The sequence below is a fragment of the candidate division WOR-3 bacterium genome (assembly GCA_039802205.1).
GTDB lineage: Bacteria > Hydrothermota > Tepidihabitantia > SM23-42 > JAOAFX01 > JAOAFX01.
In genome coordinates this window covers 1-14560 of record JBDRWD010000067.1, presented here as the reverse complement: position 1 = coordinate 14560, position 14560 = coordinate 1, and the positions used below count along the sequence as shown (strand labels likewise).

Annotated in this window: 12 protein-coding genes; 9 read left to right on the top strand and 3 right to left on the bottom strand. The window is 39.1% G+C overall.

Annotated features, from left to right (window positions below):
- From ABIL39_10980 to ABIL39_10950, 7 genes are all read left to right on the top strand, one after another.
- On the top strand, nucleotides 1–1219 hold a 1219-nt coding region (locus tag ABIL39_10980; protein ID MEO0166647.1), incomplete at its 5' end, for a (Fe-S)-binding protein.
- A 180-nt stretch (nucleotides 1220–1399) separates the two neighbouring features.
- On the top strand, nucleotides 1400–1867 hold the full coding sequence (locus tag ABIL39_10975) for a 4Fe-4S dicluster domain-containing protein (protein MEO0166646.1): 468 nt from the start codon (nucleotides 1400–1402) through the stop codon (nucleotides 1865–1867).
- A gap of 134 nt (nucleotides 1868–2001) precedes the next feature.
- Complete coding sequence (locus ABIL39_10970) at nucleotides 2002–2403, top strand: nucleotidyltransferase domain-containing protein (protein MEO0166645.1); 402 nt, start codon at nucleotides 2002–2004, stop codon at nucleotides 2401–2403.
- The gene (locus ABIL39_10965) at nucleotides 2400–2843 is read left to right on the top strand and encodes a DUF86 domain-containing protein (protein MEO0166644.1); all 444 of its coding nucleotides are present in this window, start codon (nucleotides 2400–2402) and stop codon (nucleotides 2841–2843) included. The genes ABIL39_10970 and ABIL39_10965 overlap by 4 nt, the downstream gene beginning before the upstream one ends.
- Nucleotides 2844–2845: 2 nt before the next feature.
- A complete protein-coding gene (locus ABIL39_10960) occupies nucleotides 2846–3715 on the top strand; it encodes a CoB--CoM heterodisulfide reductase iron-sulfur subunit B family protein (GenBank protein MEO0166643.1) in 870 nt (289 codons plus the stop codon).
- Between the two features lie 61 nt (nucleotides 3716–3776).
- On the top strand, nucleotides 3777–6176 hold the full coding sequence (gene hdrA2 / locus ABIL39_10955; protein ID MEO0166642.1) for a CoB-CoM heterodisulfide reductase HdrA2: 2400 nt from the start codon (nucleotides 3777–3779) through the stop codon (nucleotides 6174–6176).
- Between the two features lie 112 nt (nucleotides 6177–6288).
- On the top strand, nucleotides 6289–6447 hold the full coding sequence (locus tag ABIL39_10950; protein MEO0166641.1) for a hypothetical protein: 159 nt from the start codon (nucleotides 6289–6291) through the stop codon (nucleotides 6445–6447).
- 225 nt (nucleotides 6448–6672) lie between these two features.
- On the opposite strand, the gene ABIL39_10945 is transcribed toward ABIL39_10950, so the two are convergent.
- On the bottom strand, nucleotides 6673–9300 hold the full coding sequence (locus tag ABIL39_10945; GenBank protein ID MEO0166640.1) for a FlgD immunoglobulin-like domain containing protein: 2628 nt from the start codon (nucleotides 9298–9300) through the stop codon (nucleotides 6673–6675).
- 260 nt (nucleotides 9301–9560) lie between these two features.
- Here ABIL39_10945 and ABIL39_10940 point away from each other — a divergent pair, with 260 nt between their 5' ends.
- On the top strand, nucleotides 9561–10292 hold the full coding sequence (locus ABIL39_10940) for a hypothetical protein (protein MEO0166639.1): 732 nt from the start codon (nucleotides 9561–9563) through the stop codon (nucleotides 10290–10292).
- The gene (locus tag ABIL39_10935) at nucleotides 10289–13198 is read left to right on the top strand and encodes a hypothetical protein (GenBank protein MEO0166638.1); all 2910 of its coding nucleotides are present in this window, start codon (nucleotides 10289–10291) and stop codon (nucleotides 13196–13198) included. Before ABIL39_10940 ends, ABIL39_10935 begins: the two co-directional genes overlap by 4 nt.
- A gap of 20 nt (nucleotides 13199–13218) precedes the next feature.
- Here ABIL39_10935 and ABIL39_10930 read toward each other — a convergent pair whose 3' ends face one another.
- The gene (locus ABIL39_10930) at nucleotides 13219–13692 is read right to left on the bottom strand and encodes a hypothetical protein (GenBank protein MEO0166637.1); all 474 of its coding nucleotides are present in this window, start codon (nucleotides 13690–13692) and stop codon (nucleotides 13219–13221) included.
- Between the two features lie 167 nt (nucleotides 13693–13859).
- Entirely contained in the window at nucleotides 13860–14351 is a 492-nt protein-coding gene (gene hycI / locus ABIL39_10925) for a hydrogenase maturation peptidase HycI (protein MEO0166636.1), read from the bottom strand.
- Nucleotides 14352–14560 lie beyond the last annotated feature (209 nt).

The window sequence follows — 14560 nt, the reverse complement described above, 5'->3', positions numbered from 1 at the left end:
GGATTTGGTACTTGGAATTTGGAATTTAAGAAGGTCTGGTTTCCTGATAACTTTGTATCATGGAGAATCTATGCTTTTAGCTGATGCCATCAGAAATTCCCGTGCCCTTTTATGCCTTGAGTGTGGTAAGTGCACCGGAATCTGTCCCGTCTCAAGATTCAATCATAATTATTCACCAAGGATTCTGCTCAATCGGGCATTGCGGGGTTTAAATAGTGATTTATTAAAGGATAAAAATATCTGGAGTTGCCTTACCTGTCAGCTTTGTGATGAGACCTGTCCGGCCGGGATAAATTATATTGAACTCACCCAGGCAATAAGGCTTGAGGCAACAAAACTTGGTGAAGAGGCATTATGTTCACACGGTGGTGCTGCACAGTCAATGATGAGGATAATGTCATCACCAGGGTTAAATCCAAGAAGGATGGACTGGCTAGATAAAAGTTTGAAGATAAGCGAAAATGCTGATACATTATTTTTTGTGGGTTGTGCTCCATTCTTTGATGTATTATTCAGCGATATTGGTGTTATGCCTACTACCACTGCAAATGCGAGTATAAAGATTTTGAATCACATTGGAATAAATCCAGTCTTATTTAAAGACGAACGATGCTGTGGCCATGATTTATTATGGCAGGGAGATTTTGGGAATTTCAAAAAACTTGCCCAGTTGAATGTTAATCTGATTAAAAACTCGGGTATAAAGAAAATAATCTTTTCCTGCCCTGAGTGCTATAGGACATTCAAACTTGATTATGCAAAATATTTTGATTTCAGTATTGAGATGTATCATATCTCAGAGATAATCGCCAGGGCAATAGATGAAAAAAAGATAAGACTGAAAGAACTTGATAGGGTCATTACATTTCAGGACCCTTGTAGATTGGGAAGGCACCTTGGAATTTATGATGAACCGAGAAAGGTGTTCAATGCAATACCTAAATTGATGTTAAAAGAGATGAGACATAACAAGAATCGGGCAATCTGCTGTGGGGTGAGCGCCTGGATGAATTGCTCTAACTATTCAAAGAGAATACAAATCACAAGATTAAAAGAGGCGAAAGAGAGTGGCGCTGATTTACTTATTACTGCCTGTCCCAAATGTGAAATCCATTTCAATTGTGCAATGAAGGAAACACTGGAAGCCCAGCGCCAGGAAGAAATAAAGATTGAGACAAAGAGTCTGGAGAATCTTGTTGCGGAAGCAATGGAAGGATGATAGATGATTGTAAATCCCAAATCCCAAATTCCAAATCCAAAGCAAATTCCAATAATTAAATTCCCAACTTTAACATCCAACTTTCTTCATGTGAAGAGAAGGTTTTTAAGTATTTTTTGTTTGAATGTAAATATTGTTTGGGATTTGGTGCTTGGAATTTTAATCGTGTGAGGTTGTTTTATGGAAAAAGAAAAAATCATTGTCAACTTTCGTTTTCGTGAGAAATTAAATAAAGTGCCGGGGGGCAAGCACCACAATTACTGTTATCAATGCAGTGCCTGTGTTGCCTCCTGTCCCGCAGCAAGATTTACAAAAGAATTTAACCCAAGGGTGATTCTGCTTAAGGCACTTCTGGGCATGGAAGAAGACCTAACCGGGAAGGATTCGGTAATCTGGCTCTGCACTAATTGCTATTCCTGTTATGAAAGGTGTCCGCAGGATGTAAGACCAATTGAAGTAATCATTGCCTTAAAGAATATCTGCGTTGAAAAAGGAACTGCTCCGGAAAATCTAACAAAATTATCTGAAAATATCGGTAAGACTGGGGTGAGTGTTGTAATTACTTCTGCGGTAAATCGTATCCGCCAGGAGCTCGGGCTGCCCGAGCTCAAAAAAATTCCAGTAGAAGAATTAAAAGAGATTATCTAAAAAAATAACTTCAAAATTCAGTGAGTATTTTTTTCATTTGCTTATCTCATTTAATGATAAAGAAATTGTCTGATGCAGTTTGAGGGGTTCTCTATTTGCATTGACAATTATTTTTTTTTGACTAAAATATAAATATGACGGTGAGGGTCGTAAAAGAAATAAAAAAAATTTTGGCAGAAGACAAATCCATAAAGTTTGCCTATCTCTTTGGTTCTTTTACTGAAGGAGAAAATTATAACGATATAGACATTGGAATCTATATTGTGCCATTGGTTGAGAAAAACCTTTTTAAGACTACATCGGATTTAAAATGCAAAATATCAAAAGTGCTGGTGAAAAAAGGGTTTAATATAAAGCCGGATAATGTTGACATAGTGGTTCTAAATTTAGTATCTTTTACTTTCCTAAATAGAGTCTTTAAAACCGGTACCCTGATTTTTGACCGAGACTATGATTTGAGGACCGACCTTATAGAGAAAAATGCCATTGCCTATCGCGGATGTATCGGTATTCTTAAAGAGACAAGCATATTATGAGAATTGATAAGGATCGCATTCAGAATTATCTTCAAGATATAAAATCATGTGTTAATGAGATTGAGAATCTCATTATCCAATATTCCGATAGTGAGATTCTTTCTCAACCTTGGCTTTTAAGAGGCCTGAAGTATTTATTAATTGAAATTTCGGAAATAATGGCTAACACCCTGATGCATATTCTTGCTAAAGACAAAGGTAAGAGTGTATCCGGTTATATTGAAACAATTGTTAAAGCAGGAGAAACAGGAGTTCTGCCCAAAGACTTGGCGGAAAGATTGAAGCCTATTTTTGACTTCAGAAATTCCCTTGTTCATAGATATTGGACGATCTCAGATGAATCATTACTCTCTTTCGTCAGAGAGAACTATAAGTCATTTCTCAATTTCATAGAGGAAGTTGAAAGGTATATAAAGAATTCCCAAAGAAGGAAAAGATAGATATGAAGGTTGTCCCTTTCTGGGGCTGTATGATGCCCTTAAAATATCCACAGATGGAGTTGGCAATAAGAAAGACCCTTCCCAACTTGGGTGTTGAACTCGTTGACATTGAAGGATTCACCTGCTGTCCTGATCCGATCTATTTCAAATCAAGGGATAAGATGAAATGGCTTACGATTGCGGCAAGGAATCTTGCCGTTGCTGAAGAGACCGGGCTTGATGTTATCACAATGTGTTCGGGTTGTATATCCACACTCAAAGAGGCACAATATATCCTCGCTGAAGATGAGGAATTAAAGAAAGAAGTAAATCAACGTCTCAAGAAGATAAATAGAGAATATCAGGGCAAGGTAAAGGTAAAACATGTGACGGTTATGATAAGAGATGACCTTGGTATGGAGACAGTAGCACGGTCTGTGAAAAGACCATTAACCGGTGTAAAAGTCGGAATTCATTATGGCTGTCATCTTTTAAAACCGAGTCAGATCATGCATGTTGATGATGCAGATTATCCACAAATTTTGGATGATTTTGTGAGGGCAATCGGTGCAATCCCAGTTGAACATAAAGAAAGAATGTTATGCTGTGGCAAGGGCTGTATGGATGATGAATTGCCCCTTGAAATGACTGAAGCGATATTTTCAGCAATTGATGCCGAAGATGCTGATTGTATGGGTCTTATCTGTCCGACATGCTTTTCGTCTTTTGATTTAGGACAACTGATGATTGCCCGTAAAAAGGGGCGAGAATTTAATATTCCTGTTATCTATCTATTTCAATTGCTCGGCCTTGCCCAAGGGTTATCACCAGAAGAGGTCGGACTTCACACACATCGGGTCAAACCTGACAAGATTTTGGCAAAAATGAAATGAGTGGTTTGGAATTTAAAGTTTGTTTGGATTTTGGAATTTTAAAAGGAAGGGGGTGATTTAAATGCCAGAAGATGATTTGCGAATCGGTGTCTTTGTCTGCGAATGCGGGACCAATATTGCCGGCTCAGTAGATGTTGATACTGTAGTGGAGAAAGCAAAGGGATTAAAAGATGTTGTATATGCGGTAAAAAACAGATACATGTGTTCTGAACCCGGACAAGCAGAGATAAAGAAAGCAATCGTTGAGCAGAAATTAAATCGGGTGGTTGTTGCAGCTTGTTCGCCACGCATGCACGAAACTACCTTCCGGAATTGTGTATCTTCGGTAGGGCTAAATCCCTACTTGGTAGATATGGCTAATATCCGCGAACATTGCTCCTGGGTTCATATGGGTGATAGGGAAAGAGCAACGGCTAAGGCATATGATATTGTGAAGGCATATATAGCACGAGCACGGTTTTTAGAGCCACAAGAAGAAAGGGAAATCCCCGTAACGAGGGCGGCTTTGGTGATTGGTGGGGGTGTTGCCGGAATGCAGGCAGCACTGGATTTGGCTGATGCCGGAGTAAGGGTCTATCTTGTTGAAAAAGAGCCTTCATTGGGCGGTTTGATGGCACAACTGGCGAAGACCTATCCCACGATGGACTGTGCGATATGAATCCTCGGTCCCAAGATGATGGATGTCGGTCGACATCCAAACATCAAATTACTTGCCTATAGTGAAGTAGAGTCAATATCTGGATATATCGGTAACTTCCATGTGCGCGTGCGGAAAAAGGCGCGCTATGTTGATGAGACACAGTGTACTGCCTGCGGCGAATGTGCCAAGGTCTGTCCAGTAGCAGTCCCTGATGAATATCAATTAGGTTTATCATTAAGAAAGGCGATATATATCCCCTTTGCTCAGGCGGTTCCTTCTGCATATCTGATTGATATGAAGGCCTGCCTTGGCACAAATCCTATCGCCTGTGGCAAGTGTGCTGAGAAGTGTGATAAGAAATGTATAAATTATGATATGCAAGATGAAATCGTAGAATTTGATACCGGTGTTGTGATCGTTGCGACCGGAATGGATGTTTATGATCCTACTGAACTCGATGAGTATGGTTATACTAAATACCAAAATGTCATTACCAGCATGGAGTTTGAGAGGCTTATTTCCGCAGGTGGACCATCGGATGGTCATTTTATCAGACCGAGTGACAAGAAACGTCCTAAGACCGTCGGTTTTATCCAGTGTGTTGGTTCCCGTTCAGAAAAACGTGGTAAGCCATATTGTAGCAATATCTGTTGTATGAATACCGTTAAAGACACTCTACTCTTGAAAGACCATTATCCCGATGTGGAGGCAAAGGTTTTTTATATTGATATCAGGGCATTTGGTAAAGGTTTTGAGGATTTGTTTAAAAGAAGCAAGGAGGCCGGGGTTCAATATATTAGGGGAATTCCGGGTGAGATTGTTGAAGACCCAATAACAAAAAATTTAAAGGTAATGGTGGAAGATACCACAACGAATAGAATCACCGAGCATGAACTTGATATGGTTGTTCTCTCAGTTGGAGTTATCCCAAGACACGATATGCCTCAAGTTCAGAAATTACTAACGCTCTCTAAAACACCGGATGGATTCTTTATGGAGGCACATCCGAAATTAAAGCCGGTTGATGCACCAACAAGCGGTGTATTCTTTGCGGGCTGTGCTGAGGCACCCAAGGATGTAAAGGATTCGGTAACGCAGGCAAGCGCAGCGGCATCAAGGGCAATGACAATTCTCTCTGCGGGCAAGATAAAACTTGAAGCAATTACTTCAGTAATAAATCCAGATATATGTAGGTTCTGCACAATCTGTGCCCAGGTATGTCCATATAAGGCAATAAAGGTTGAGCCGAAAAAGAAAACAATAGAATTGATTGAGGCGATGTGCAAGGGTTGCGGAACCTGTGGTGCTGAATGCCGGTTCGGTGCGATAAAGATGCGGCATTTTACTGATGAACAGGTATATGCAATGATTGATGCCTATCTTGAAGAAGACCCGCAGGATAAAATCATTGTCTTCGCCTGCAACTGGTGTTCTTATGCGGGTGCGGATACATGTGGCGGGGCGAGGTTGCAGTATCCACCGAGCGCGCGCTTGATAAGAACGATGTGCAGTGGCAGGGTTGACGAGGATTGGGTATTATATGCCTTCAAGAAGGGCGCTCCGATTGTGGTGGTTTCGGGTTGCCATTTTGTTGATTGCCATTATATTGATGCGAATCGCTGGACACAGAAAAGGGTTGAAAGACTATGGGATAAATTGGAGAAACTCGGGATAAGACCTGACAGATTATTCCTTGAATGGATCAGCGCTGCAGAAGGGCAGAGATTTGCCAGGACAATGATTGAGATAGAAAAACACCGACAGAAGGTAACGAAGGAAGAAATTGAGTATACGGTTAAGGTTTTGAGTGAACAAAAATAGTCTGATAGTCTTATGGTCGCATAGTCTTATAGTCCTTTAGTTGGATAGTCCTATTGTCAGAAACCATCGGACTATAAGACTATATGAGATTATGACAAAAACTGGAGGTTCTATGCCTGATGAGGCAGATTTTAAATGTCTAAGGTGTGGTGCAGAATTTAAATTGCATTATGTAAAAGGAGTGGTTGAAGAGAGGACCTGTCCAAAATGTGGTTCAAATAGTGTGCGATTGATGAAGAAAAAAGAACCCGCTGGTGAATCAGGTAAATAAATTGACTTTGAATTTTCGTAAAACAATGTCTTAGCCTGGTCCCATAAGACTTATTTTGGCATTTCCATGAATGCATTGAATGACTAATCAAAAGTCAACATTTCGCAGAATGCATAAATATAAATACTGTTTTAAATCACAATGATGAATAATAGTCCTAAAAAACATCCCCGCCCTGCATAAGGAAGGCGGGGAGAGGGCAAGGGGGAGGGGGTTAGTGTTTGGTTATTTTATTAACACCATTCGCTTTATTTTACAATGCGGTCCGTTTTGCAGGTAGCAGAGATAGACGCCGCTACCCACCTTTTTACCATTGTCATCAGTTCCATCCCAATTTATATTGTAAACTCCTAAAGTCATGTGTTTCGAGAGGAGTCTTTTAATCAGACGTCCCTGGGAATCATAAATTATTAATGAGATTTCACAATTTGCATCCTGGACTTGAAATTTGATCAAAGTGTTTTCTTTAAATGGATTGGGAAGATTCAGAAACGTGGTTTTGTCAGCAGGGTTAAGAGGAGGCTGTTTTTCTTTTAATCCAATTAAAGAGTATTGATGGCACCAGATGCGCATCGTGTTCACGGGAATCCCGTTTATCTCATTAGTGAATCCGGAATAAACAGTGCAGATTTGATTTCCCGTTCCTATGGTCAGCGCTGGGTCAATCTGACTACCCAGACGGGATGAGACAACAAATGTATTCAAGACTGTTCCCGTTGTGGTAATCTGGGCTCCGTAGATATCAAAATCACCGTTTCGGACGTCGGACCAAACGACAATATAATTTGTGCCATCGAAAGCCACATTAGGGTACAATTGGGTTGAGTTATTGGTACATATCGCTATCCCATTGGGATCGAGGACGGTGCCTGTAGGGGTTACTCTCGCACCATATATATCCCAATTTCCATTCCGGTTGTCAGCCCACACCACAAGATAATTCGTCCCGCCAAATGCTACCTTTGGGGTATATTGGTGGCTTGCCGCAGTAGAGACTGCAATCCCCGCAGGATTTAAAACCGTGCCGGACCTATTTACCCGTGTGCAATATATATCCGGAATGGTTGAGTTGTTTCTATAGTCCTCCCAGACCACCAGATAATTTGTTCCATCAAAGGCGACAGAAGGAGCCAACTGATCATTACCGGCGGTTGAAATCCCGATTCCGGATGGATTTAAAACCGTGCCCGAGGGCGTTACCCTTGTGCCATAAATATCGTAATAAGTACCGCCTCTTTTGTCCTGCCAGACGACAAGATAATTGGTATCATCAAAGGCGACAGCCGGATATTCCTGATAATTTGCCGCAGTAGATATCGCAATTCCAGCAGGGTTGAGAACTGTTCCGGATTGACTCACCCGTGTGCCATAAATATCCCATACTCCATTTCTCTGGTCACCCCAGACGACAAGATAATTAGTACCATCAAATGCAACGGCGGGAGAGATTTGATCATTCGTAGCAGTTGTAATGGAGATTGTGCCGGGATCAAGGACAATCCCTGACTGGCTCACACGGGCACCCTTGATATTGGAATATGCAATTCCGCGGGAATCTTCCCACACCACCAGATAGTTTGTACCATCAAAGGCAACATTAGGTGTGTACTGATAATTGATTGAGGTAACGATGATGATTCCATTGTAATCCAAACAATTGCCCGATGGGTCTACCCTTGCTCCGTAAATGTCAAAATCAGAGTTACTTCTATAATCATCCCAGGTCGCAAAATAATTTTCACCGCCAAATGTGATCGCAGGATATAATTGATCCCTTGCGGCGTTTGAAACATATCTTCCGTTAGGGTCAAGAACTATCCCCCCTGGGGTTACCCGGGCACCCATGATGTTATGGGAACTGCTCCGATAATCATCCCATACCACAAAATAGTTTACCCCATCAAAGGCAAGCGCTGGGAAGTATTGACCGTAGGTGGCGGAAGTGGCAATAGGAATTCCATTGGGGTCAAGCACTCCACCGGATTGGGTTACCCGAGCGCCGTATATTTGATCATAAGCGCTGTTGCGTCTATCACTCCATACTACAAGATAATTCGTTCCATCAAATGCTACTGCAGGATACCATTGGTGGTTAATCTCTTCTGAAATGGCGAAGCCATTTGGGTTCAAAACATTTCCATTTTGGTCTATTCTTGTTCCATAAATATTCCAATCCCCGGCTATATTGACCTGCCAGATAGCCAAATAATTCATTCCATCAAAGGCGATTGCCGGATTGTCTTCGCTGTATATGGATGTCGCCACCGGAATACCGTCAGGGTCAAGAACTGTTCCCTCTGGTGTAATGCGGGCGCCGTAGATATCTGGATTATTCCCGTTTCGGTAATCCGCCCACACTACTAAATAATTTGTTCCATCAAATGCAACTGCCGGAGAGACTTGATTGCTCGCAGCAGTAGATATGGGAATTCCATTCGGATCAAGGACGGTACCCGTGGTTGAGACACGGGCACAATAAATATCGGTATAGGAAGAAGATTGATTTCTCTCATCAGCCCAGACCACTAGATAATTGTTTCCATCGAATGCGATTGCTGGATCTTTTTGGTTACTTGGCGCAGACGATATTACTATTCCATTGAGGTCAAGTAATTGACCGGAGGTATTAACCCGGGCACAGTAGATATTGGCATCACTGCTGCGCCAGTCTGCCCATACAACCATATAATTGGTTCCGTCATAGGCGACTCCACTCGATTTTTGGTCATAAGGCGCAGGGAGAAAGACCGTGCTGGTATCAATAAGAAACTCGCCGTATGTTGACTTTGGCACGGTGAGTGCGCATAATATCGAGATAAGGACTGATGATAATAAGAATGATTTATGCCGCATAATGCACCCCCTTTTACGATTTCTTTCTGACCACTTTCTATTGCAAAATTCGTGCCTAATTATTTGAGAAGAAATCTATGAAATTTCAAATATTTTTTATCGATCTCTGTTATTTATGTGTAGAATTTTAGAACAATTGTTCGCTTTGAGAACAACATTTTTTATATCAACCTTGACTTTTTTATCCACTTAACTAAAATTGTATATAGGTTACCAATACTCCAGATGCTGAATAATTAAAATTAGGAGAGAAAATGGTAATGCCTGAATGGCTGAACTTTGTGGATGAGAAGAGGCGCTTAAATTTCATTAAAGTTCTTGTTGAGGTTTCTAAATTGCAGGATAAGAAAGACTTAAATTTTATTCTCATTGGCGCTCTAACATTATTGATCCAGGGGTATTTGAGGTATACTGCATTCTGGGACATAGACCTTTTATTTAAAGATGCAAAGAGTTTGAAAGATTTTATAACCAGACCCAAATCCCATGGTTTACAGATTGTGAATTATGATGATGAATTGATGATCAGTGAGAAGATTACAAGTTTCCATACTGCCTGGTCATTTACAAAGACCTGGTTTAATGTTGATTATATTTTGCGGGAAGGGATCTTTGAATTTTATACAGAAAATATAAAACAGATGAAACCATATGCTACGTTGATTGAATTGAAGGAAGGGAAATTTCCGATAGAACTCTATATCGCCCATGCCTATGATATTTTTGTTGAGAAGGTTCTTTCACCAAGATTGGAAAAGGATATTGATTTGAAAGTAGATTTGAGCGTGGATTTGAGGCATATTTATATAATTTATTCAAAAGAATTAATGAATGCGAATTTCTGGGAATATGTTCAGCAAAAAGTTAAAAGGCTCAATAGAGAGAAAGAATTCAAAGATAAATTACTCACAATTTTGAGGCTCGCCCCTGAAGTCGGATATCAGGATGTTGAAATTCCTGAATTTGTTAAGGCAATATTCCAAAATAAATGAAGGATTTTTTAACTATAATAAGTGAGAAGACGGAAGAGTTTGGTAATCATTACCGCAAACAACTCCAGGCAATAAAACGATTTTATGAGCCACTACTTGATAAAATCGAGATTTATAAAAAAAGGGAGATGGTCCATTTTCTACATCCATCAACTAATTTCCCTGAGGAATTGAGGATTGTTGCGAATGTAGCGGAGAAAGAAGAGGAAAAATTAAATTTTATGGGTACATATTTCGCCCTGCATTTGTTATGGATGAATCGACAATTAATTGATACCCTAAAGATCGAGTTGCTTTCACAAAATATTAATAAGATTCAGTTTTACAGACAATTTATGCATCGTGCGGGGAATCAATTCCGTTACCTCACTGCTGCATATATTGAGGAACTATTGCAGGTATTCAAAGGAAAAAATGAATTGCCCCGATTTGTCATAATGGGTGTAGGAACAAAATCTGATCAGGATGATATTGATGTAGGGATTATTGACGATGGTTCAGAGGGTCGTGATTTTTTAAATCAGGTAATTGTCCGTTTAAGTAAAGAAATGCTTAAATTTGCAGTATCATTCCATTTCCATCTATCCGAACACATAGGTGGCAGATATTATTCAGCGTCAATAGAAGAGTATAAAGAAGTACTAACTCAGGAATTGAGAGACTTTGTTATCATCAATGAAATGCTTGGGGCAGCAATAATCACTGGCGATAACGAACTTTTTAAACAGTTTCAAACCGAGGTCATTTCAAGATATTTTTATGATCCCAATGGTGAAAAGAGATATCATGAGGGATATTTGCGGGGTATTTTAGGTGAAATAAGGGCACTTTTAGCCCGTCCAATAAGCAAGTCTCGCATAAATTTTAAAGAAGATGGTTTGAGAGCGATAAAAAGTATTATTTCTGCCAAAAAAACTGTTTTCAATATTTGGAAGGTGAATGCCTGGGATATTTTAGATGAACTTCGGAAAGTCGACCGAATGCGAATAGAAGAATACGATACCCTTGAGCGATCTTTAACCTTCATTGAAATCTTTCGCTATCTTTATCAAATGTTTGTAACTCAAGACGAGGAAATTGTTATTGATGAGACGACTCTTAGGAACATTCGTAGGATTGCCCAATTGCTTGGATATACCGATATTGGATTATGTCGCGCTGAAGAACATCTTCTTGTTCATTATTATGAAAATCTCCAGAATATTCACAGGATAATCCCCAATCTTATCAATGACCTGAAGATCCATCTTAAAAGAAATTCAGTTTTCACTTCGCTGTTTGACGAGAATTATCAAGGAAATCTGGTGCGGAACTTTATTGACCGATTCAAATTTTTTCGTGGCACTTCATATTGGGATGATATACTTGATGATTTTGGGAGCCCGAAGACCCTTGAAAGATTTTCAAATGATTTTTACCAATTTACTCAGATTGAACAGGATACAATTATTCAACAATATTTTGAATGGTTGAGATTTGATTTTTATACTCTATTTACATTTCTCTCTACCTTAGCTAAAAATAAAAAAACTTTTGAGATATATAAGAAAATTAATGACAAATTTATAAACAGCATAAATAAAGATCCTGAAGCAGTGAGAAATATTGCATTTGTCTATGCACGATACCCTGAATTGCTTAATGATTTGTTGTCTATTGAAACAACAAGTCATCTTGAACACTATATGCATGTATTGCAATCCGGAGTATATGAAGATGAGATTGCAACGATTGTTGACGATTTTTCTAATCTTATAAAGATTTATATTTCATCAAGTCACTTCTTTAAAAGATATTTTACTAGGATCACAAAAAAGTATCCAGAATGCCTGAGATTTTTGAGAGACTCCGATTTTTTAAAAGAATTCGCGAGAGGCATTTATGGTGATATCGATCCAAAACGCAGTTTTGTGGAGAAAAAGGAAAAACTCGGTGATTATTATGATTTTGAGATGATGAGAGTAGCGCTTGCATCTCTACGGGGTGCTTCAATTCAGTCAACAAACACAGAATTTATAGAATTTGCCGACCAGTACATCAGAACTCTTTATGATATCTGTCGCGAAGAAACTGATGTAGAATTAAATAAAAGAATCATTACCGAAGATGTCCTGGCAATCTTTGCGGCCGGTGGACATGCCCGGGAACAGGCCTATGATGATGATTATGATTTGATTGTTTTATTGAATTCTGAAGACCCGGAACTGCTCGCCTATTCTAACAAAGTGATTAGCAAAATGAATGCAGAGATAATAAAACGTGGAACAATTCCCCATCACAGATTTGCTGAATATTTTGGGAGATTTGTAATAACCTTAAAGGAAATTGAGCAATTACTTGAGGAAGATAAACCAGATTTATTTATTGAACAGTCCCAGATACTGGGCGCACGACTAATTGCCGGTTCACACCGGTTTGAAAGGGAATTCTTAAAATCTGTTCTCCAGCCCCATATTTTTGCGAAAAAAGCTCTTTATATAAAACGGATGATAAATGAAATAAATTCACGCCATTCAGAAAAAGAATATATCAATTCCGGGATAGATATCAAGGAATGTGCAGGTGGTCTCAGGGATATTGAGATGATAATGCTCATTTTGAAGGCACATTTAGAAATTACTGAGCCTGTAAACTCAAAGTTATTTGAAATTCTCTCTGAAAAAATGCCCGGTTATCAGAATGAATTTGCATTTTTATCTGATAGTTTTAACTTCCTCAAGACAATCAGAGATATTTATCGTTTAACTGTCGGGGCAACCGATGTAATAACAAAGGATGGTTTGAAGAATGTTGCGTCAATAATCGGCTTTAATAGTGAGAAGGAAATTTATGAAAGATTTTCTGAAGCTCGGGCAGGGGTCGCTGAAACAATAAAAAGGCTTATAACTTCAATTTGTTGTACATAGACCTATGAAATAAGAATCATCTATTGCAATCCATGGGGAAGACAGATGATAAATACAATGCCCATTGTGATTGCACTCCCAATAACCCATCCTCCGATTTCACATATTGTCATTTTTGGTTGCACAACTTTCTTATAACCATCGATAAAACCCTTAATGTATAAAGAATCTTTTGATGATATGCCGTTTTGAGGAATTTCTATTTTTGGTTTACGATATAACAATACGCCTGCAAAAAAGCTACCCACGGCTGAAGAGTAAGGCGTTCTGAATACATCAATATTCGTTAACATTTTACTATCCACTAATGCACCGAGCCATCCACCACCTGCACCAACAAGACAGCCACCAAGACAATAACCGGGATAAAATTTTTTCTCGCCATATAATTGCCCGTCTCCAAGTCCCTGTTCGTAAGAAAAGTCTTGGGACCGCTGATTCTCTAACGAGTCTTGTGTTTGAGTAAGGATAAAGATAAACAGGATATAATTCATTTCAATTTAATTATACTCGGCTACCCAATTGTGTCAAGTTGACTGCTAACTGACTCTTCTTTATTGACAAATACGATTACATAGCTGATTAATGAATACAATGTAGGGCAAACCTTCAGGTTTGCATACTTTTGTTAAAATGCTGCAGTCTTGTTGATTTATCGGATTTAAATTTTCAGGCATTTGCATAATAACCAAACAAGGGCTTCAACTGCCTTTTTTACTTCAGGCGAAATACCATCTCCAAAGTTTAAATTTTTCGGCTCAATGCCGATTATTATTACCTTGGTTGGGATTGTTTCTTCAAGAAATTTTACAAACATTGATAAAGGTAAACGGTGAGTGGATATGTCCTCATTCTCGATTTTTTCAGGATTTACGATAAATATTTCGCCAGGTTTTTTACTGCGAATGCAGGCGTCGAATATTATTACCAGGTCGGGTTGAAATTTTCGTATCTCACCAGTAAAATTTTCCGGAGTTTCGCCAGAATTAATTAATAAAATATTTTCCTTTTTCTCTATCCTGGTTTTAAATAAGTTAATTAACAGCGGCCCTGCTCCATCATCACCTCTTTGGATATTTCCAACACCCAGGATACAGATACGATGGGCAGAGTCAATCTCTTTCCTCAAAATCTTTATCCATTTATTTGGCATAGAAGATTATAAGAGTAAATGAAAAAAAATCAAGTAGTTCCAACTTCGAATATTAAAATATGTACTAAGATAACTTCAACTTTGTAAAAATGCATTTTCCCCATGTTATTCCAAAGGTAAAATGTCCCCTTAATTTCAAAGCGAGATGTCCCCTTATGATATTTAATTCTTTTCTCATGTCAACTACTGCTTACCATTGCAATGAAATT

Excerpts from the sequence above, each read along its gene's own strand:
- ABIL39_10975 (MEO0166646.1), top strand. The coding sequence starts at position 1,400 with ATGGAAAAAGAAAAAATCATTGTCAACTTTCGTTTTCGTGAGAAATTA.
- ABIL39_10930 (MEO0166637.1), bottom strand. The coding sequence starts at position 13,692 with ATGAATTATATCCTGTTTATCTTTATCCTTACTCAAACACAAGACTCG.
- ABIL39_10970 (MEO0166645.1), top strand. The coding sequence starts at position 2,002 with ATGACGGTGAGGGTCGTAAAAGAAATAAAAAAAATTTTGGCAGAAGAC.
- ABIL39_10965 (MEO0166644.1), top strand. The coding sequence starts at position 2,400 with ATGAGAATTGATAAGGATCGCATTCAGAATTATCTTCAAGATATAAAA.
- ABIL39_10950 (MEO0166641.1), top strand. The coding sequence starts at position 6,289 with ATGCCTGATGAGGCAGATTTTAAATGTCTAAGGTGTGGTGCAGAATTT.
- ABIL39_10960 (MEO0166643.1), top strand. The coding sequence starts at position 2,846 with ATGAAGGTTGTCCCTTTCTGGGGCTGTATGATGCCCTTAAAATATCCA.
- ABIL39_10945 (MEO0166640.1), bottom strand. The coding sequence starts at position 9,300 with ATGCGGCATAAATCATTCTTATTATCATCAGTCCTTATCTCGATATTA.
- ABIL39_10940 (MEO0166639.1), top strand. The coding sequence starts at position 9,561 with ATGCCTGAATGGCTGAACTTTGTGGATGAGAAGAGGCGCTTAAATTTC.
- ABIL39_10935 (MEO0166638.1), top strand. The coding sequence starts at position 10,289 with ATGAAGGATTTTTTAACTATAATAAGTGAGAAGACGGAAGAGTTTGGT.
- hycI (MEO0166636.1), bottom strand. The coding sequence starts at position 14,351 with ATGCCAAATAAATGGATAAAGATTTTGAGGAAAGAGATTGACTCTGCC.